The sequence below is a fragment of the Mesorhizobium sp. P3_B5 genome (genome assembly GCF_056402815.1).
The window spans coordinates 783,135-799,305 of the sequence record NZ_JBFUGR010000001.1; the positions used below are offsets into that span (position 1 = coordinate 783,135).

The window sequence follows — 16,171 nt, forward strand, 5'->3', positions numbered from 1 at the left end:
GGTTAACCGGCTGAGCGGTCGAGAAGAGCAGGAACCATGAACGAACTGAAGCCGGTACAGAGCGAATTCACCACCGTGGAGAAGGCCAGCTCCGAAGGCGGCAACCCCGACCGTTTCGTCAACCGCGAGTTTTCCTGGCTGCAATTCAACCGCCGCGTTCTCGAAGAATCGCTGAACCTCAATCATCCGCTGCTCGAACGCGTCCGCTTCCTGTCGATCTCGGCAGCCAATCTCGATGAGTTCTTCATGGTCCGCGTCGCCGGTCTCGCCGGCCAGGTGCGCGAGGGCATCACGCTCAAGAGCCCGGACGGCCGCACGCCGGAGCAGCAGCTCGAACAATTGCTGCGTGAGGTCGAGCGCCTGCAGGAGGACCAGCAGAAGAGCCTTTCGGCGCTGATGCTGCTGCTCAACAAGGAAGGCATAGAGAGCATCGCCCGCGACGCCCTGACCAAGGACGAGAAGGTCTGGCTGGAAGACCATTTCCAGGAGCAGGTGTTTCCGGTGCTGACCCCGCTATCGATCGACCCAGCGCACCCGTTCCCGTTCATTCCCAATCTCGGTTTCTCGATGGCGCTGCAACTGCGTCATCGCAAGAATGGCGAGGAGATGAGCGCGCTGTTGCGCCTGCCGGTTGCATTGAAGCGCTTTATCCGTCTGCCCGACCGCAAGCATCATGTCCGCTTCATCCCGCTCGAAGAGGCGGTCGGCCTCTATATCGGCAAGCTGTTCCCCGGCTACGAGGTCAAGGGCTCCGGCACATTCCGCATCATCCGCGACAGTGATATCGAGGTCGAGGAAGAGTCCGAGGATCTCGTGCGCCTGTTCGAGACGGCGCTGAAGCGCCGCCGCCGCGGCTCGGTCATCCGCATCGAGTTCGACAGGCTGATGCCCAGCGAGTTGCGTGACTTCGTCGCCGGCGAGCTTGGCGTGTCGTCGAGCCGCATCAGCGTTCTGACCGGTCCGCTGGCGCTCAGCCAGATCTCCGAAATCGTCGCCGTGGCCCGCGACGACCTCAAGTTCACGCCCTACAATCCGCGCTTTCCCGAACGCATCCGCGAGCATGGCGGCGACTGTTTCGCCGCCATCCGCGAGAAGGACATCGTCGTTCACCACCCTTACGAATCCTTCGACGTGGTGGTGCAGTTCCTTCGCCAGGCGATGGCCGACCCGGAAGTGGTGGCGATCAAGCAGACGCTGTATCGCACCTCAAACGACAGCCCGATCGTGCGGGCGCTGGTCGACGCCGCCGAGGCCGGCAAGTCGGTGACAGCGCTGGTCGAGCTCAAGGCGCGCTTCGACGAGGAGGCCAACATCCGCTGGGCGCGCGACCTCGAGCGCGCCGGCGTCCAGGTCGTGTTCGGTTTCCTCGAACTGAAGACCCACGCCAAAATGTCGCTTGTGGTGCGGCGCGAGGACGGCAAGCTGCGCAACTACGTGCATCTCGGCACCGGCAACTACCATCCGGTCACCGCGCGCATCTACACCGACCTGTCCTTCTTCACCACCGATCCGACCATTGCGCGCGATGTCGCCCAGCTGTTCAACTTCATCACCGGCTATGCCGAGCCGACCGATGAGATGCGGCTGGCCATTTCGCCGTTTACGCTCAGAAGCCGCATCTTGAAGCACATCGCCGACGAGGTTGGCCATGCGCTCGAGGGCAGGCCAGCGCGCATCTGGATGAAGATGAACGCGCTCGTCGACCCTATCATCATCGACGCGCTCTATGACGCCAGCCGTGCCGGCGTCGAGATCGACCTCGTCGTGCGCGGCATCTGCTGCCTGCGGCCACAGGTGCCGGGCCTGTCGGAAAACATCAGGGTCAAGTCGATCGTTGGCCGTTTCCTTGAACACAGCCGCATCTTTTGCTTTGGCAACGGCCATGGCCTGCCGTCCGACGAGGCGATCGTCTACATCGCCTCGGCCGACCTGATGCCGCGCAATCTCGACCGCCGCGTCGAGACCATGGTGCCGATCACCAATCCAACTGTGCATGAACAGATCCTTGGCCAGATCATGCTGGGCAACATCATGGACAACCAGCAAAGTTTCGACGTATTGGCAGACGGAACCTCCCGGCGCGTGATGCTGGAGGAGGGTGAGGAACCGTTCAACGCGCAGGAATATTTCATGACCAATCCGAGCCTGTCGGGACGGGGCGATGCGCTGAAGTCGCATGCGCCCAAGCGCATCGCGCAGTTCAAGCGCCGCAAGAAAAACGCCGCAGCGTCCGGCTGATGATTGCAACGTCCCAGGGCCGGCTTCAGGACCGCCGACCGCTGTCCATCATCGACATCGGGTCGAACTCGATCCGCCTTGTCATCTATGAAGGGCTGGCGCGTTCTCCGACCACGCTGTTCAACGAAAAGATGCTGGCCGGCCTCGGCCGCGGCATCGTTTCGACCGGAAAGCTCGATCCCGAGGCGGTAACGCGCTCGATGGAAGAATTCCGGCGTTTCCGCGCCCTTTCCGACCAGGTCGGCGCCGAGCACATGTATGTGCTGGCGACCGCCGCCGCCCGCGAGGCGGTCAATGGTCCCGACTTCATCCATCGCGCCGAAGATGTGCTCAAGACCGAGATCCGGGTGCTGAGCGGCCGCGAGGAGGCGCATTATTCGGCGCTCGGTGTCATCTCAGGCTTCCACCCGGCCAACGGCATTGCCGGCGACCTTGGCGGCGGCAGCCTGGAACTGATCGACGTCAATGGCGAGGCGATCGGCGACGGCATCACGCTGCCGCTGGGCGGCCTGCGCCTGCAGGACATGGCCAAGAACTCGCTCGCCCAGGCGGCAAAGATTGCGCGCGAGGAACTGGCGCGGGCAAAGCTGTTGAAGGGCGGGCAGGGCAGGGCCTTCTATTCGGTCGGCGGCACCTGGCGAAATCTTGCCCGGCTGCACATGGAAATGAGCAACTATCCGCTCGGCGTCATGCACCACTACGAAATCAGCGCCGACAGTGCTGCGAACTTCCTGAAGCAAGTGGCCAAGGGCGAGATCGAGAAGGTGAGGGGCATCGAAGGCGTCTCCAAGAATCGTCGCTCGTTGCTGCCCTATGGCGCGATCGTGCTGCAGGAGATCATGGCGGCGATGCAGCCGTCGAAGATCATCGTCTCGGCGCTCGGCGTACGCGAGGGCTTTCTTTATTCGCTGCTGGGTGAAGCCGAGCAGAAGGCCGATCCACTGATTTCCGCGGCGGAGGAACTGGCCCAGCTGCGCTCGCGCTCGGTCACCCATGCGCATGAGCTTGTCGAATGGACGGGCAAGGCCTTCGCTGCCTTCGGCATCGACGAGACCGAGGACGAGGCGCGTTATCGTCAAGCGGCCTGCCTGCTTGCCGACATCGGCTGGCGCGCGCACCCGGAATACCGCGGCAAGCAGTCGCTCAACATCATCGCCCACGCCTCCTTTATCGGCGTCGATCACCCTGGCCGCGCCTTCCTGGCGCTTGTCGGCCTGTTTCGCCACGAGGGCGTGTTCAACGAGGCCGTCCCCGAAATTCGTGGATTGGCGACGCCGCGTTATCTCGAGCGGGCCCGCGTGCTGGCGGCGATGCTGCGCGTCGTCTACTTGCTGACGGCGGCAATGCCGGGCGTCATGCCCAGGCTGAAATGGGAACCCCGCCCCAATGGCGCACTGGCGCTGGTGCTGCCGGCGTCGCTGGCCGATCTCTACGGCGAGCGGCCGGCGGGCCGGCTGGCGCAGCTGGCAAGGATCACCAACCGTCGGCTGGTGCTGGCCGTCGAGGGCGGGCCGAGCATTTCGGTCAAGTAGCCTCAGACCCGATCCCGAATGTTCGGCCGTCGATGGAATAGGCACCTGCACCAGCCATCGCCAGCGCCAGGAAACCGCCTGCTATGGCGATGTCCTTCATCAGCATCTGTGAATGCAGGAAGCTCAGCATCGGGTCGTCGGCGCCTTGTCCGTAATGGCCGATGAAGCCGGCAACGACGCAGAACGCGGCCAGCAGCAGCGCCACGATCGGCGTCTTGAAGCCGACCAGGATGAGCAGTCCGGCGATCAGCTCGAACAGCCCGGTTCCCCAGGCCGCCAGCGTCGGCAGCGGCAGGCCGAGGCTGGCGAAATAGCCCGTCGTGCCGGCAATGTCGGCAAGTGCATGGAAGCCCGAGGGAACAAACAGGGCGACAAGCAGCAAACGGGAAAGCAGCAGCAATGCGTTGCGGGGCATGGTTACCTCCGTGTTGGTCGGGCCGGCTGACCCATTCCTTATCCCGACGCCGCGATTCTAGCAGGAATCGGCTGACGGGGACGCATGCACAGACAACGAAAAAGGGGCCCGGAAAATTCCGGACCCCCATGTTGCACTGCTTGTGATTGGGCTTCAGGCGCGCTTGGCGTCGATCGAATAGGCACCGGCACCCGAGGAGGCCAGCAGGATGAACCCGCCCGTAATGGCGAGATTCTTGAGAAACTGGATCATCTGCATTTGGTCGGCCCAGCCGGTGTGGGCGACCAGCCCGGTGGCGACGGTGAAGATGGCGAGCACCCAGGCGGCGATGCGGGTCTGGAAACCGACGAGGATGGCGAGACCGCCGACAAGCTCGATCAGACCAACGACGATTGCCGTCACGGTCGGCAACGGCAGGCCGAGGCTACCGAAGTAGCCGGCGGTGCCGGCAATCGCGGTGAGCTTGCCGAAACCGGAAAGCAGGAAGATGACCGCGAGCAGGATGCGGCCGAGCAGGATTGTGGTTGAGGCATTGGAAGCGGCGCCGGAACCGGCGACTGAACTGTTGATGGACATGGTGACTCTCCGGGAGGTTGCGAATACCTCCTCCAGATAGTTCAGGTCGACTGTTCACCAAAGATGCCTATCCGGCGACAGTTCGTTCACCGAGATAACGCTTTTGTGATCGAGTGTGACTTCAGCCTGGATGCGTCATGTCCTCGGGCCGCACCAGCCGGTCGTAGTCGGCCTCGCTGACCAGTCCGGTTGCCAGCGCTTCCTCGCGAAGGGTCGTGCCCTTCTTGTGCGCGGTCTTGGCGATCTTGGCCGCATTGTCGTAGCCAATGGTCGGCGCCAGTGCCGTCACGAGCATCAGCGAGCGGTCGAGTGCCGCCTTGATGTTGTCTTCCCGCGCCTCGATGCCGACGACGCAATTGTCGGTGAAGGACACCGAGGCGTCGGCCAGCAGTTGCACCGACTGCAGGAAGTTATAGGCCATCAGCGGATTGTAGACGTTGAGCTCGAAATGGCCTTGGCTGCCGGCGAAGGTCAACGCCGCATTGTTGCCGAACACCTGGACGCAGACCTGCGTCAGAGCCTCACACTGCGTCGGGTTGACCTTGCCGGGCATGATCGACGAGCCCGGTTCGTTTTCCGGCAGAGACAGTTCGCCAAGGCCGGAGCGCGGGCCGGAGCCGAGGAAGCGGATGTCGTTGGCGATCTTGAACAGGGCAGCGGCGGCCGCGTTGATGGCGCCATGCGAAAACACCATGGAATCGTGGGCCGCCAGCGCCTCGAACTTGTTCGGTGCGGTGACGAAGCCGATGCCGGTGATATCGGCAATGCGCGCCGCCACCTTTTCGGCAAAACCGACCGGCGCGTTGAGGCCGGTGCCGACGGCGGTGCCGCCCTGCGCCAGTTCCTGCAGGCCGGGCAGCGTCAGCTCGATGCGCTTGATCGAGGAGGCGACCTGCGCCGCATAGCCGGAAAATTCCTGGCCCAGCGTCAGGGGCGTCGCGTCCTGCGTGTGGGTGCGGCCGATCTTGATGATGTGGGCGAACGCCTTCGTCTTGGCTTCGAGTGCTGCATGCAGATGGTTCAGCGCCGGCAGCAGGTCGTGCACGATGCGCTCGGCGCAGGCGATGTGCATGGCCGTCGGGTAGGTGTCGTTCGACGACTGGCTCATATTGACATGGTCGTTGGGGTGCACCGGCTTCTTCGAGCCCATGACGCCGCCCAGCATCTCGATCGCCCGGTTGGAGATCACCTCATTGGCGTTCATGTTGGACTGCGTGCCCGAGCCGGTCTGCCAGACGACCAGCGGGAAATGCTCGTTGAGCTTGCCGTCGATGACCTCCTGGGAGGCTTCGACGATCGCCTTGCCGAGTGCCGGGTCGAGCCGCTTCAGCTCCATATTGGCTTCGGCCGCCGCGCGCTTGACGATGCCCAAGGCGCTGACGATCGAGGCCGGCTGCTTTTCCCATCCTATTTTGAAATTGCCGAGGGAACGCTGCGCCTGCGCGCCCCAGTAGCGGTCGGCTTCGACCTCGATGGGACCGAACGTGTCGGTTTCGGTTCTGGTCTTTGGCGCGCTCACGGCTCTCTCCGAATGACGAATTCGGCAACGGCGTATCGCGTTGCACAAATCGCTTCAAGCGGAGATTGCGATGGCCGAGGATGCAAATCGGTTGAAGGCGCAGGCAATCTCCCCCCTCGAGGGGGAGATGTCGCCGAAGGCGACAGAGGGGGTCGGTACGTCTTGACGCGGCCCCTGTCGCCGCCACAGGAAGCTGGCGCATCACGCGCAGCGACCCCCTCTGGCCTGCCGGCCATCTCCCCCTCAAGGGGGGAGACAAGCAGCTCACCCCAGCGGCGGCCCGACAATATCGATGCCGTTCTTTGCGCAGAGCTGCACCAGAGCCGCGATGATTTCCGGCGTCGGTTCCATCTGGGGTGGCAATTCCGGCCGCTCGGCAGGGCGACCCGCCTGGCGCAGCAGCGTTTCGAAATCCGCACCGCGCGTGACGGTGAGTGTGCGCGCGCCTTCGCGCGACTCGACCCGGTAGGTGTGCGGTAGGCCTTTCGGTGCGATGACTGTATCGCCGGGGCCAGCAAGCCGTTCCTGGCCGTCGATCTGAAAGCGCATCCGCCCCTCCAGAACATGAAACGCCTCATCTTCCTGGCGATGCACATGCAGCGGCGCAGAGTCGCCATACGGCATGCAATGCTCGACGACGCAGATGCCGTCCTCTCCCGCGGCCGACGGGATGTGGATCGCGATGAGTGTGTTGTTGAACCAGAAGAGTTCCTTGCCTGTGATCGTCCCGGGGGTCATTGTCATGGCTTTCTGCTCCTTTTGTCGCCTGTGCCGACTGGGTGGCGCTGACGACGACCTAACCAAGGACATGCCCGCAACGGAAATCGAATGATCGTATGGGATGAATTGATGCGATGAATTTGAACGCGCTCGACCTCAATCTTGTCCGGGTGTTCGACGCGCTTTTGCGGGAAAGAAGCGTTACACGCGCCGGCGAGCAGATCGGCCTCAGCCAGCCTGCGGTCAGCGCTGCGCTCAATCGCCTGCGGCATGTCCTCAACGACCAACTGTTCGTGCGGCGCGGCAATGAGATGGTGCCGACGCCGCGGGCCGAGAGCCTGGCGGAGCCGTTGCGCGTGGCGCTTCGCGAAATCGAACGTGTCTTCCAGTCCACGAAAACCTTCGATCCGGCGGAACTTGACCGAACCTTCACGCTGATGGGCGCGGACTTCTTCTCCATGATGCTGATGCCGTTTCTGGCGGCACGTGTCGCCGAAATGGCGCCCCGCGTGTCGTTCCGCTTTCTGGACAGCGCGCGGGGCGACGTTTCGAGGCTGCTCCAGGAGGATGAAATCGACGCGGCACTCGAACGCCCACTGGAGGTTTCCGACTGGGTCTCCAGCACGCCGCTATTCCATTCGCCATTCGCAATCATTGCGGCGAGGGACAACGCCGCAATCAGGCAGAGCGGGATTGCGGACAGCGAGCGGCTGCCGATCGACCTTTTCTGCGAACTGCCCCACGTTCTTCGCTCCATCGACGGTTCGATGTCGGGCTCTACCGACGAGGCGCTCGGCAGGATCGGGCGAACGCGTCGTGTGAGCCTGGCGTTGCCGCACTTTCAGGCTGTCGCGCTGGCGGTGGCAAACGGAAACTATCTTGCCGCGGTTCCCATGCAGTTCGCGGTTTGGGCGGCGAAGAGCCTGCCGCTCGCCATCTTTGAACCGCCGGTCCCCATTTCCGTTCCTGAAGTCAGGATGTACTGGCACGCGCGCCACGACGACGAGCCGCCGCACCGCTGGGTTCGCGAGCAGATACTCGAAGCTGTTGGAGTGCTTGGTTTCCGGGACTCTGGCGGCTCATAGCGGCCGACCGCTTCTCACCCTGCAGTGTACCCCCCGTCGATGGCGAAAATGCCACCGCTGGTCCACGCCGCCTCGTCGCTGGCCAGATACACGGCAATGCCGGCGAGGTCCTTTGTCTGGCCGATGCGGCCGAGCGGATAACTGCGCTCGACATAGGCTTTCAGTCGGCTTGTGCTTCCGCCGGCAGGTTCTCGATCGACTTGCGCCGCATAGCGGTGTCGACCGTGCCGGGTGCGATGGCATTGACCCTGATGCCGCGCGGGCCGAGCTCGAAGGCCAGCGATTTGGTCAGCGAATTCAGCGCGCCCTTCGACAGCGAATAGAGGCTCGACGGCCGCTTCGGGATCATCTTGTTGGCGAAATAGGACGAGATGTTGATCACCGAGGCACCGCTTGGCGTGAGATGCGGCAGCAGGCGCTGGGTGAGGAAGAACGCCGCCGTCACGTTCAGCGCGAAGGATTGTTGGAACTGCTCTTCGCTGACCGTCTCGAAGGCCACCAGGAACGCCACGCCGGCATTGTTGACCAGGATATCCAGCGACCGGCCGGACTTTTTCACCTGATCGACCACGGCGTCGATACCGGCTGATGTGGCTAGGTCTGCCGACAGCGTTTCGACGCCGGCGCCGAGTTTTTCGCGAGCGGCGCCGAGTTTTCCGGCGTCGCGGCCGACGATCAGAACCTCAGCACCCTCGCGCAAAAAGGCCTCGGCGATGGCCAGGCCGATGCCGTCGGAACCGCCGGTGACCAGGGCCCGTTTGCCGCCCAATCTCATCGAATACTCCTGCGCGCTCTCGCCACCCGCCGCACGGTCAGAGCACCGCTGCCGGCAGTCGCGGTCAAGTCATCGGCCTATCGCTCAGTATGAACTTCGCCAGACCGCCGGCCAGAGGCTACTGCTGCTCCGTCGCCAGGCAAGGCTTCCCGGAAGACCAGCCGCGCGGCGACATGATCCTTGACCTGGCGGATCGCCTGTTCGCGCGACACACTTCCCGGCCGCAGGGCGAGCCGCAGCCAGAGCCCGTCGATCAGCGCGGAGACGCCAAGCGCGATGTCCTCGGCCTCCCTGGGCGGGGCAAGACCGCGCAGGCCGGACAAAAGGTTAGAGCGCATGCGCGCGTGGATCACCTTCTGGATACGTGCCAGATTCTCGTCGCGCGGCACCTCGGCGCAGAGCGAAAGCCACGCATGGCAGAGTGGAGGCTGAAACAAATGCGGCTCGAAATTGCCTTCGATCACCGCATCCAGGCGCTCCATCGGAGTCCGTGCCCGGCGAAGCCGTGCGATCACCGCATCACGCAGGACGACGTTGGCCTCGCGCATCGCGTGCTCGAACAATTCCTGCTTGTTGCGGAAATAATGCAGCACGATGCCCTTCGATGCACCGGCCTGGGAGGCGACCTTTTCCAAGGTCGCTCCGGCAATGCCTTCGCGCTGCAGGACAGCGAAAGCCGCCTGCCGCAGTTCCTTGCGGCGTATGTCGCTAAGACGAGTCAGTTTCACGGGTTCGATCCATGCATCACGAATCCAAGTTGACATTTTCGTCCATTTAGATCAATAATTGACCGGTGGGACAATAATTAGACCAAATGGTCAACATAGCACAATGAGGAGAACCGAAATGCAACGCATCTTTGCAACTGGCGTCTGTCTGGCAGCGCTGGCGCTGGCATCTCACGCCGCCCAGGCGGGCGAGACCGAGCAGTGCAAGACGGTACGCATGGCCGAACCCGGCTGGAACGATCTCGCCTTCACCACGGGGATCGCCAGCGTCCTGCTTGACGCGCTCGGCTATCAGGCGAAAAGCGATGTGCTCGGCATGAACGTCATCTATGAGGGCATGAAGAACAAGGACCTGGACGCGTTCCTTGGCTATTGGGATCCCGCAACCGTCGTTTACTATGCGCCTTACAAGAAGGACGGCTCGATCGAGAATGTGCGCGTCAATCTCGAAGGTGCCAAATACACTTTCGCGGTGCCCACCTATGTCTGGGAGGCTGGCGTCAAGGACTTCTCCGACCTGCACAAATTCGCCGACAAGTTCGGCAAGAAGATGTACGGCATCGAGCCCGGATCGAACCAGCTGATGATGGATGCCATCGCCGATCCTTCGCTCGGCCTCGATGGCTGGCAGGTGGTCGAGTCGAGCGAAGCCGGCATGCTGTCGGAGGTCGGCTACGAGATCAAGGAAAAGCTGTTCATCGTCTTCCAGGCCTGGGCGCCGCATCCGATGAACACAATGTACGACTTCAAGTATCTGACCGGCGGCGACAAGTTCTACGGCCCGAATTTCGGCGCAGCAACAGTGTCGACGCAGGTGCGCAAGGGCTATCTGCAGGAATGCCCGAACGTCGCGCAACTCTTGAAGAATCTCGTCTTCGACGTCGACTTCGAGAATGTCGGCATGGGCTATCTGATCAATGACGGCATGAAGCCTGAAGAGGCCGCACTGAAGGCAATCACCCTGAACAAGGGCCGTCTCGACGCTTGGTTGGCCGGGGTCACCAGTTTCGACGGCAAGCCTGGCCTGGCCGCGGTGAAGGAAAAGCTCGGCCTGTGAATTCCTCTGGACTGGAGGCCGGGCAGGAAGAGTGGGCCGGCCGCAAGCACATGGTCGATGTCGGTGGCCTCGCCATGGCTTGCATCGAAATCCCCGGCGCCGGGCCGGCCCTGCTGCTGATCCATGGGTTCACTGACACCAGCCGCAGCTTTTCGCTGCTGGTGCCGCATCTGGCAGGCCGCAGGCTGGTCATCCCGGACCTGCGCGGCCATGGCGCTTCAGAGGCCGGATCGCGCGCTTTCCGGCCTGCGGACTTCGCCGACGACATTGCCGGGCTGATCGCGCGGTTGCGGCTCGAACGGCCGGTTCTCGTCGGCCATTCGCTTGGCGCCATGATCGCCGTCGAGGCGGCAGCCAAGTATGGCGAGCTGATCAGTGGGCTGGTGCTGCTGGCGGGTACGCTGAAGCCCGGCATCTCGCAGGACCATCAAATGGTGAGCGGCGTCCGGGCCTTGCGCGATCCGATCTCGCCTGCCGACCCGTTCTATGGCTGGTGGCATGCCTGCGGGCCCGGCGTGCCGCAGGCCTTCCTGGCATTGATGGCGCAGGAGGCCTCTGCAATGCCGGCTGCGCGCTGGCGGCTGATCCTAGAACAGCTTCGCAGCGCTGATCTGGCCGGTGCGGCGTCGGCCGTGCGGCAGAAGACGCTGATCATTGGCGGCGCAGTCGATCCGCTGTTCGGCGAGGCGCATCAGCGAGCGCTGCTGCGCGCGCTTCCAGGTTCCGACTTCGTCCGCCTTGAAGGCTGCGGCCACAATCCGCACTGGGAGGATCCGGCACTCGTCGCCGCCGCCATCACCGGCAAATTCAGGGCAGGGGCCTGATACGAGGGGCTACCTCAGCAGCGATTGCGAGGTCGCCGACAGGCGCAAGGTTTCGGTTGGTTTGGCGATGGCCGACTGCGCTGCTTGCAGAAATGCCTGCAACTTCGGCGCGTTCGCCAAGGCCGCTTCATGGCGGGCGTGCGCCTCGATGTTGTCGAAACCGGTGACGCTGATGAAGACGTTTTCGGATGTTCGCACCGGCAAGCGGGGGAAACTGTTTTCGGCGTGTTCGGTGACGAAGGCGGCGAGCAGCTTTGCGCCGAGCGCCTTGAGCGTTGGGACGGCCAAGGCCTCGAAGGTTTCGGCAAAGCCGGCCTGCGCGCCCTCCCGCAAATGATGAATCTGCATGACAACGATACCCTTCAAGCGACTGTCACCGTTCAATTTTTCGACGTCGGCGTCTTGATGGGCTGCCGATGCCGGTACTGGCCGTTGCAACCCCGACAGGTCGAAGCCGGCGCCCGGCCATGCCGGCTTCAGCTGCAGCACATCGTCGGAATCGATCATCGTGGCATTGGCGGCATTGCTGTAGGCACCCCACACCGGCCCTTCATAGAAAGCGGTCAGTGCGTCTTTCCGCGCCTCCATGCCGTCGAAACCACGCATCCAGACGAACATGTCAGGCCGGTCAAGGTCGCGGAACTGACCGATGATGGTCATCCCCGCATCTTCCTGGCCTTCGATCAGGTGGGTGTCGAAGATATCGATCAGCGTATCGCGCTTGCCGGGCTTCAGCGTGTATTGCCGGAGTTCGACGACTGGCGAAGCGAGCAGGGTGGATCTCGTAGGGGCAGCTAAGGGCAAGTTCATTGCGTCGCCTCCAAAACAGGATGATCATCCGGTTTATAAAACAGACCGATTGTCCTGTTTTGTCAATCTGCTATCGTGCGCAGATGTCAGCAGAGATTGCCGGGCGTCCGAAAGGGCGGTCATCCAAACGCACCAACGACCCCGAAGGCGTGCGCAACAAGGTTCTGGACGTCGCCGAAGCGTCGTTTCAGGCGCGCGGCTACAATGCCTCCAGCATGGGCGACCTGATGGCGGCGGCAGGTGTTACCGGCGGCGCGCTGCACCACCATTTCCCGACCAAGAAGGCGCTGGCGCTTGCCGTGATCGAGGAGCGTGTGGCCGCAGCGGTCGAAGAAACCTGGATCGTGCCGCTGCTGGTGGCGGGCTCGGCGCGCGAGGGCGTGCGCGGCGTCTTCGCAGCCGTGGCTGAGGAACTGGACCAGCAGGGCTTCGTGAGCGGCTGCCCGCTCAACAATCTGGCGCACGAACTGTCGCTCGCCGACCCGGATTTTCGCGTTGCCTTGGCCCACATCTTTTCCGCGTGGCGCCAGGCGATCGCTGACAAGGTCAGGGCCGACCAGCAAGCGGGCAGGGAGCAAGGCACCGATGCGCAGCGCTTTGCAGCACTGACCGTCGCCACCTACTCCGGCGCCATGTCGATGGCCAAGACGGCGCAGGATGCCAACGTGCTGCGCGACTGCCTGGAGGAATTGCAGCGCGTGACCAGTTCGGCTCCATCGGTCCAGGACGGAGCGAGAGCCAGACGACGTCGCAGGGTACTGCCGCGACCAGGGCCTTAGCGGCCAGACGAACGGCGCTGGCCCGCCGGTTCTACCGATTCATCCGCTTCCTCAACGCCGTCGAGCGCGAGGCCCGCCTGGCAAGACGGCCACGCCATCCTCGACAATCAGGCAACGTCGCACTTGACGACCGCTATTCAGTGACGCTATATACCGGTAGTTAGTAACACTGAATAGCCAGAGGAGGTTGCGTGGGCAAGCAGATGACAGAGATGCTCAAGGGCACGCTCGAGGGCATCATCCTCGCGATTCTGTCCGCGCAGCCGGCGTACGGCTACGAGATCACGGCACGGTTGCGAGAGCAGGGCTTCTCCGACATCGCCGAAGGCACCGTCTACGCCCTGCTCGTCAGGAACGAGCAAAAGGGCCTCGTCGACGTGCACAAGATCCCGTCCCAGATGGGGCCGCCGCGCAAGGTCTATTCGCTCAACGCTCAGGGACGGGACTATCTCGAAGAGTTCTGGAGGACGTGGAGCTTCCTCGCAGAACGGCTCGAACAGCTCCACGCAGAAAGGAAATAGACATGGCCACAGGATGGATCGAGCAGATCACAGGGGCGCTCGAGCAGAAGAAGCGCTACCGGCAGTACAAAGCGCGCACGCAACAGCTTCCCGCTAACTATCGCGCCGCGATCGATGCGCTGGATCGGTACCTGATGTACTTCGGAGCGATAACGAAAGGCGACACCTTGGTGTCGATGCTGGAGGATCTCGCCGACCTCTTCGAGCAGAGCGTCGTGAATGGAACCCCGATCCGCGCGGTCGTCGGGGAGAACCCTGTGGAGTTCGCTGAGACGTTTCTCCAGAACTACTCGGAGGGTCAGTGGATCAACAAGGAACGGAAACGACTGACCGACGCCATTGATCGCGTCGCGGACAGCCAGCGGTGACAACCGAAGGAACGGATATCCAGACGGCGGCCAGGCAGCCAATTCTGCGGCGCCGTGCCAAGCGTACGATTCAATCCACTAGTTAGGCAGCGGCTTGATCGTCGTGTAACCGTTCACCGATTCTCCGCTGGTGCCTTCGTCGTAGCGCCGGGCGAGAGCTGCCCGCAAATCGGGTGAATAGAGCGCAGTGAACGCATCCAGCGTCTCGCCGGCCCCATTCTTGAAGGTCTCTCTGACGGCAAGTACGTTGTATTTGCAGTCGCCCAGGCTGAACGTCTCCTTGCCCTTGACGACCAACGTCAGCGTCTTGGTGCTCTTCGGCTGCTTGTTCGCCGACAGCTCGACGAATTCTATCGTGCTCTTCGCTCCCGTCTTCAGCGGGAACAATTTTCGCAGATCGGAAAACGGGATCATCGCCAGCCGACCCGTATCGCTGTCGCGAAACACCTCGATCAAGCCGCCGAACAGGAACTGTGTCTGCGGCGATTCGGATTGGTATGTGTTGGCGACGGAAACCATACCGCCCGCTGCCGGCCGGAACTCGCTGCGGATGCCGGGCATTTCCAGCACGAAGCCGGCCTTGGCGGATTTTGCGTCGATGCAATCGGCGGCATCGGCGACACCCGCCGACAGCAATGCGGCCAGCATCATGCCGATAGGTGCAGCTTTCATGGCGTCCCCGTACAAGCTGAACGTTAGCGCGCGTAGAAATGACAGACCCGCAACACGCTGTCGATGGCCAGCAGGTCTTGTGACCCGCGCGCAAAACTGGACGAACCGTTGCCGGCTGTGCTGAATTTCGCGCCATGATGACTCGCCTTTCGAAAAAACTGGTCTCCCGGCGCGGCTTCCTGGCGCAGGCGGCGGGGTTTGCCGTGGCCGGCGCTGTCGCCCGCCCGGCGCTTGGCCAGACCGGGCAGCGCATTGCGCCCATCGACGCCACCTTTCTGTTCGTCGCCGATATCCACGCCTGCCGCATGGCCAGCGGCTTGAGCCCCAATTGCCAGCAGGAAGGCAAGACCGACGCCGCCTTGCTGCGCAGCGTCGCCGCGCTGAACGGCCTCGGTGACAAGGACTGGCCGGCGGAAATCAATGGCGTCGCCACCGGCCTGCGTTCGGCCGGCAGCCGAATCGGCACGCCGCTCGGCCTCGTCGTCGGCGGCGACATCACCGACGACGGCGGCGGCCAGATCACCCAGCCCAGCGAAGGCACGCAGCTGCTGCAGTTCAGCCAGCGCTACAGCCAAGGCGTTGGCCCCGATCGCGTGCACATGCCGGTCTATGTCGGGCTCGGCAACCACGACCTCGATCAGAACGGCCCGCCGCACCATGTCGACTGGTACCGCCGCGAAATGCGCGACTATGTCGAGGTCAATCACCGCGCCGGCGTGTTCTTCAAGCCGCCGGTGCCGGCGACCGACTATGATGTCGATACCGACTGCTATTCCTGGGATTGGGGCGGCCTGCATCTCGTCCAGACGCACCGTTTCGCCGGCGACACCGGCCACGGCGCCATCTCCAGCCTGCCATGGCTGAAGCAGGATCTGGCGACCTACGCAGCGGACGGCCGCCCTGTCATCTTGTTCCAGCACTATGGCTGGGATACTTTTTCGACCGAGCGCTGGGATGCCGCCAAAAGGACCTATGACGATGACGGCAACGGCGCGCCGCACTGGTGGAGCGAGGCCGACCGCCAGGCGCTGCTTTCGGCGCTGAAGGGCTACAATGTCGTCGCCATCTTCCATGGCCACCAGCACGACACGCCGCTGATCTACCGCCGTGACGGCCTCGATCTGTTCAAGCCGAAGGCCGCCTATATGGGCGGTTTCGCTGTCGCGCGGGTGACCAGTGACGGCATGGATGTGGTGCTGGGCGAGGCCAGCGACGACCATGGCGCCGTGACTTTCACCAATGCCTTCAGCAAAGGCTGGAACACATGAAAAGGCGGCCTGAGAGGCCGCCTTTCCTCGATCGTCAAAGCGTTCCGCGGTGCTGTGTTAGAGCGCCTTCCTGATCTTGTCCTTCACGTCGCCATAGGCTTTTTGTACCTTGCCGGCGATCTTGTCGGCCGTGCCCTCGGCCTGCGTCTGCCGATTGCCGGTGGCTTTGCCGGCGGCTTGCTTGATCGAGCCCTTGACCTGCTTGGCCACGCCCGCGACCTGATCCTTGTTCACCATTTTTGCATCTCCTGGGATTTGAATTCCGGTGCTTCATTCGCGAGAGG

Annotated in this window: 19 protein-coding genes; 9 read left to right on the forward strand and 10 right to left on the reverse strand. The window is 63.1% G+C overall.

Translation table 11 applies throughout. The features are described from left to right. The first annotated feature begins 36 nt into the window (after positions 1–36). A complete protein-coding gene (locus tag AC1DVW_RS03935; RefSeq protein ID WP_477242551.1) occupies positions 37–2,238 on the forward strand; it encodes an RNA degradosome polyphosphate kinase in 2,202 nt (733 codons plus the stop codon). Next, positions 2,238–3,770, forward strand: a complete 1,533-nt coding sequence (gene ppx, locus AC1DVW_RS03940) for an exopolyphosphatase (protein ID WP_477273719.1) — start codon at positions 2,238–2,240, stop codon at positions 3,768–3,770. The genes AC1DVW_RS03935 and ppx overlap by 1 nt, the downstream gene beginning before the upstream one ends. Here ppx and AC1DVW_RS03945 read toward each other — a convergent pair. From AC1DVW_RS03945 to AC1DVW_RS03960, 4 genes are all read right to left on the reverse strand, one after another. Next, entirely contained in the window at positions 3,763–4,185 is a 423-nt protein-coding gene (locus tag AC1DVW_RS03945; RefSeq protein WP_477321299.1) for a DoxX family protein, read from the reverse strand. The two genes, ppx and AC1DVW_RS03945, sit on opposite strands and share 8 nt — an antisense overlap. 153 nt (positions 4,186–4,338) lie before the next feature. Beyond that, positions 4,339–4,761 (reverse strand): DoxX family protein, encoded by a 423-nt coding sequence (locus AC1DVW_RS03950; protein WP_477273715.1) that lies wholly within the window; start codon positions 4,759–4,761, stop codon positions 4,339–4,341. Between the two features lie 121 nt (positions 4,762–4,882). Next, a complete protein-coding gene (fumC, locus tag AC1DVW_RS03955; protein ID WP_477321301.1) occupies positions 4,883–6,280 on the reverse strand; it encodes a class II fumarate hydratase in 1,398 nt (465 codons plus the stop codon). 264 nt (positions 6,281–6,544) lie between these two features. After that, on the reverse strand, positions 6,545–7,018 hold the full coding sequence (locus AC1DVW_RS03960; protein WP_477321303.1) for a cupin domain-containing protein: 474 nt from the start codon (positions 7,016–7,018) through the stop codon (positions 6,545–6,547). A 116-nt stretch (positions 7,019–7,134) separates the two neighbouring features. On the opposite strand from AC1DVW_RS03960, the gene AC1DVW_RS03965 reads away from it, so the two are divergent. Then, complete coding sequence (locus tag AC1DVW_RS03965) at positions 7,135–8,085, forward strand: LysR family transcriptional regulator (protein WP_477321305.1); 951 nt, start codon at positions 7,135–7,137, stop codon at positions 8,083–8,085. Between the two features lie 14 nt (positions 8,086–8,099). Here the strand turns inward: AC1DVW_RS03965 and AC1DVW_RS03970 are convergent, their stop codons facing one another. The 3 genes from AC1DVW_RS03970 to betI all read right to left on the reverse strand — a co-directional run bounded on the left by AC1DVW_RS03970 (position 8,100) and on the right by betI (position 9,624). Continuing rightward, positions 8,100–8,249 carry an SDR family oxidoreductase gene (locus tag AC1DVW_RS03970; RefSeq protein WP_477321604.1) on the reverse strand — a complete coding sequence of 50 codons (150 nt, stop codon included), beginning with the start codon at positions 8,247–8,249 and terminating at the stop codon, positions 8,100–8,102. Next, positions 8,246–8,860, reverse strand: a complete 615-nt coding sequence (locus tag AC1DVW_RS03975) for an SDR family NAD(P)-dependent oxidoreductase (protein WP_477321306.1) — start codon at positions 8,858–8,860, stop codon at positions 8,246–8,248. Before AC1DVW_RS03975 ends, AC1DVW_RS03970 begins: the two co-directional genes overlap by 4 nt. Positions 8,861–8,937: 77 nt before the next feature. Beyond that, positions 8,938–9,624, reverse strand: coding sequence for a choline-binding transcriptional repressor BetI (betI, locus tag AC1DVW_RS03980; RefSeq protein ID WP_477321308.1), 687 nt, complete (start codon positions 9,622–9,624; stop codon positions 8,938–8,940). An 82-nt stretch (positions 9,625–9,706) separates the two neighbouring features. On the opposite strand from betI, the gene choX reads away from it, so the two are divergent. Together choX and AC1DVW_RS03990 are read left to right on the forward strand one after the other, a co-directional pair. Further along, positions 9,707–10,645: a choline ABC transporter substrate-binding protein gene (choX, locus tag AC1DVW_RS03985; RefSeq protein WP_477321310.1), complete on the forward strand. Its 939-nt coding sequence runs from the start codon at positions 9,707–9,709 to the stop codon at positions 10,643–10,645. Then, positions 10,642–11,469 carry an alpha/beta fold hydrolase gene (locus AC1DVW_RS03990; RefSeq protein ID WP_477321312.1) on the forward strand — a complete coding sequence of 276 codons (828 nt, stop codon included), beginning with the start codon at positions 10,642–10,644 and terminating at the stop codon, positions 11,467–11,469. The genes choX and AC1DVW_RS03990 overlap by 4 nt, the downstream gene beginning before the upstream one ends. 9 nt (positions 11,470–11,478) lie before the next feature. Here AC1DVW_RS03990 and AC1DVW_RS03995 read toward each other — a convergent pair whose 3' ends face one another. Beyond that, positions 11,479–12,279, reverse strand: coding sequence for an NIPSNAP family protein (locus AC1DVW_RS03995; RefSeq protein ID WP_477321314.1), 801 nt, complete (start codon positions 12,277–12,279; stop codon positions 11,479–11,481). An 83-nt stretch (positions 12,280–12,362) separates the two neighbouring features. Between AC1DVW_RS03995 and AC1DVW_RS04000 the strand changes: the two genes are divergently transcribed. The 3 genes from AC1DVW_RS04000 to AC1DVW_RS04010 all read left to right on the forward strand — a co-directional run bounded on the left by AC1DVW_RS04000 (position 12,363) and on the right by AC1DVW_RS04010 (position 13,947). Continuing rightward, a complete protein-coding gene (locus AC1DVW_RS04000) occupies positions 12,363–13,058 on the forward strand; it encodes a TetR/AcrR family transcriptional regulator (RefSeq protein ID WP_477321316.1) in 696 nt (231 codons plus the stop codon). A gap of 191 nt (positions 13,059–13,249) precedes the next feature. After that, positions 13,250–13,579 carry a PadR family transcriptional regulator gene (locus tag AC1DVW_RS04005; protein ID WP_477242577.1) on the forward strand — a complete coding sequence of 110 codons (330 nt, stop codon included), beginning with the start codon at positions 13,250–13,252 and terminating at the stop codon, positions 13,577–13,579. Positions 13,580–13,581: 2 nt separating this feature from the next. Next, a complete protein-coding gene (locus AC1DVW_RS04010) occupies positions 13,582–13,947 on the forward strand; it encodes a DUF1048 domain-containing protein (protein ID WP_477273696.1) in 366 nt (121 codons plus the stop codon). Positions 13,948–14,025: 78 nt separating this feature from the next. On the opposite strand, the gene AC1DVW_RS04015 is transcribed toward AC1DVW_RS04010, so the two are convergent. Continuing rightward, positions 14,026–14,619 (reverse strand): hypothetical protein, encoded by a 594-nt coding sequence (locus tag AC1DVW_RS04015; RefSeq protein WP_477321318.1) that lies wholly within the window; start codon positions 14,617–14,619, stop codon positions 14,026–14,028. Between the two features lie 134 nt (positions 14,620–14,753). Here AC1DVW_RS04015 and AC1DVW_RS04020 point away from each other — a divergent pair, with 134 nt between their 5' ends. Next, entirely contained in the window at positions 14,754–15,887 is a 1,134-nt protein-coding gene (locus tag AC1DVW_RS04020; RefSeq protein WP_477321320.1) for a metallophosphoesterase, read from the forward strand. Positions 15,888–15,944: 57 nt separating this feature from the next. Here AC1DVW_RS04020 and AC1DVW_RS04025 read toward each other — a convergent pair whose 3' ends face one another. Further along, complete coding sequence (locus tag AC1DVW_RS04025) at positions 15,945–16,124, reverse strand: CsbD family protein (protein WP_477321322.1); 180 nt, start codon at positions 16,122–16,124, stop codon at positions 15,945–15,947. Between the last annotated feature and the right edge of the window lie 47 nt (positions 16,125–16,171).

Bases quoted from the DNA above. Each gene is read 5' to 3' on its own strand.
- AC1DVW_RS03935 (WP_477242551.1), top strand. From the start codon at position 37: ATGAACGAACTGAAGCCGGTACAGAGCGAATTCACCACCGTGGAGAAG.
- ppx (WP_477273719.1), top strand. From the start codon at position 2,238: ATGATTGCAACGTCCCAGGGCCGGCTTCAGGACCGCCGACCGCTGTCC.
- AC1DVW_RS03945 (WP_477321299.1), bottom strand. From the start codon at position 4,185: ATGCCCCGCAACGCATTGCTGCTGCTTTCCCGTTTGCTGCTTGTCGCC.
- AC1DVW_RS03950 (WP_477273715.1), bottom strand. From the start codon at position 4,761: ATGTCCATCAACAGTTCAGTCGCCGGTTCCGGCGCCGCTTCCAATGCC.
- AC1DVW_RS03960 (WP_477321303.1), bottom strand. From the start codon at position 7,018: ATGACCCCCGGGACGATCACAGGCAAGGAACTCTTCTGGTTCAACAAC.
- AC1DVW_RS03965 (WP_477321305.1), top strand. From the start codon at position 7,135: ATGAATTTGAACGCGCTCGACCTCAATCTTGTCCGGGTGTTCGACGCG.
- AC1DVW_RS03975 (WP_477321306.1), bottom strand. From the start codon at position 8,860: ATGAGATTGGGCGGCAAACGGGCCCTGGTCACCGGCGGTTCCGACGGC.
- betI (WP_477321308.1), bottom strand. From the start codon at position 9,624: ATGTCAACTTGGATTCGTGATGCATGGATCGAACCCGTGAAACTGACT.
- choX (WP_477321310.1), top strand. From the start codon at position 9,707: ATGCAACGCATCTTTGCAACTGGCGTCTGTCTGGCAGCGCTGGCGCTG.
- AC1DVW_RS03995 (WP_477321314.1), bottom strand. From the start codon at position 12,279: ATGAACTTGCCCTTAGCTGCCCCTACGAGATCCACCCTGCTCGCTTCG.
- AC1DVW_RS04000 (WP_477321316.1), top strand. From the start codon at position 12,363: ATGTCAGCAGAGATTGCCGGGCGTCCGAAAGGGCGGTCATCCAAACGC.
- AC1DVW_RS04010 (WP_477273696.1), top strand. From the start codon at position 13,582: ATGGCCACAGGATGGATCGAGCAGATCACAGGGGCGCTCGAGCAGAAG.
- AC1DVW_RS04015 (WP_477321318.1), bottom strand. From the start codon at position 14,619: ATGAAAGCTGCACCTATCGGCATGATGCTGGCCGCATTGCTGTCGGCG.
- AC1DVW_RS04020 (WP_477321320.1), top strand. From the start codon at position 14,754: ATGATGACTCGCCTTTCGAAAAAACTGGTCTCCCGGCGCGGCTTCCTG.
- AC1DVW_RS04025 (WP_477321322.1), bottom strand. From the start codon at position 16,124: ATGGTGAACAAGGATCAGGTCGCGGGCGTGGCCAAGCAGGTCAAGGGC.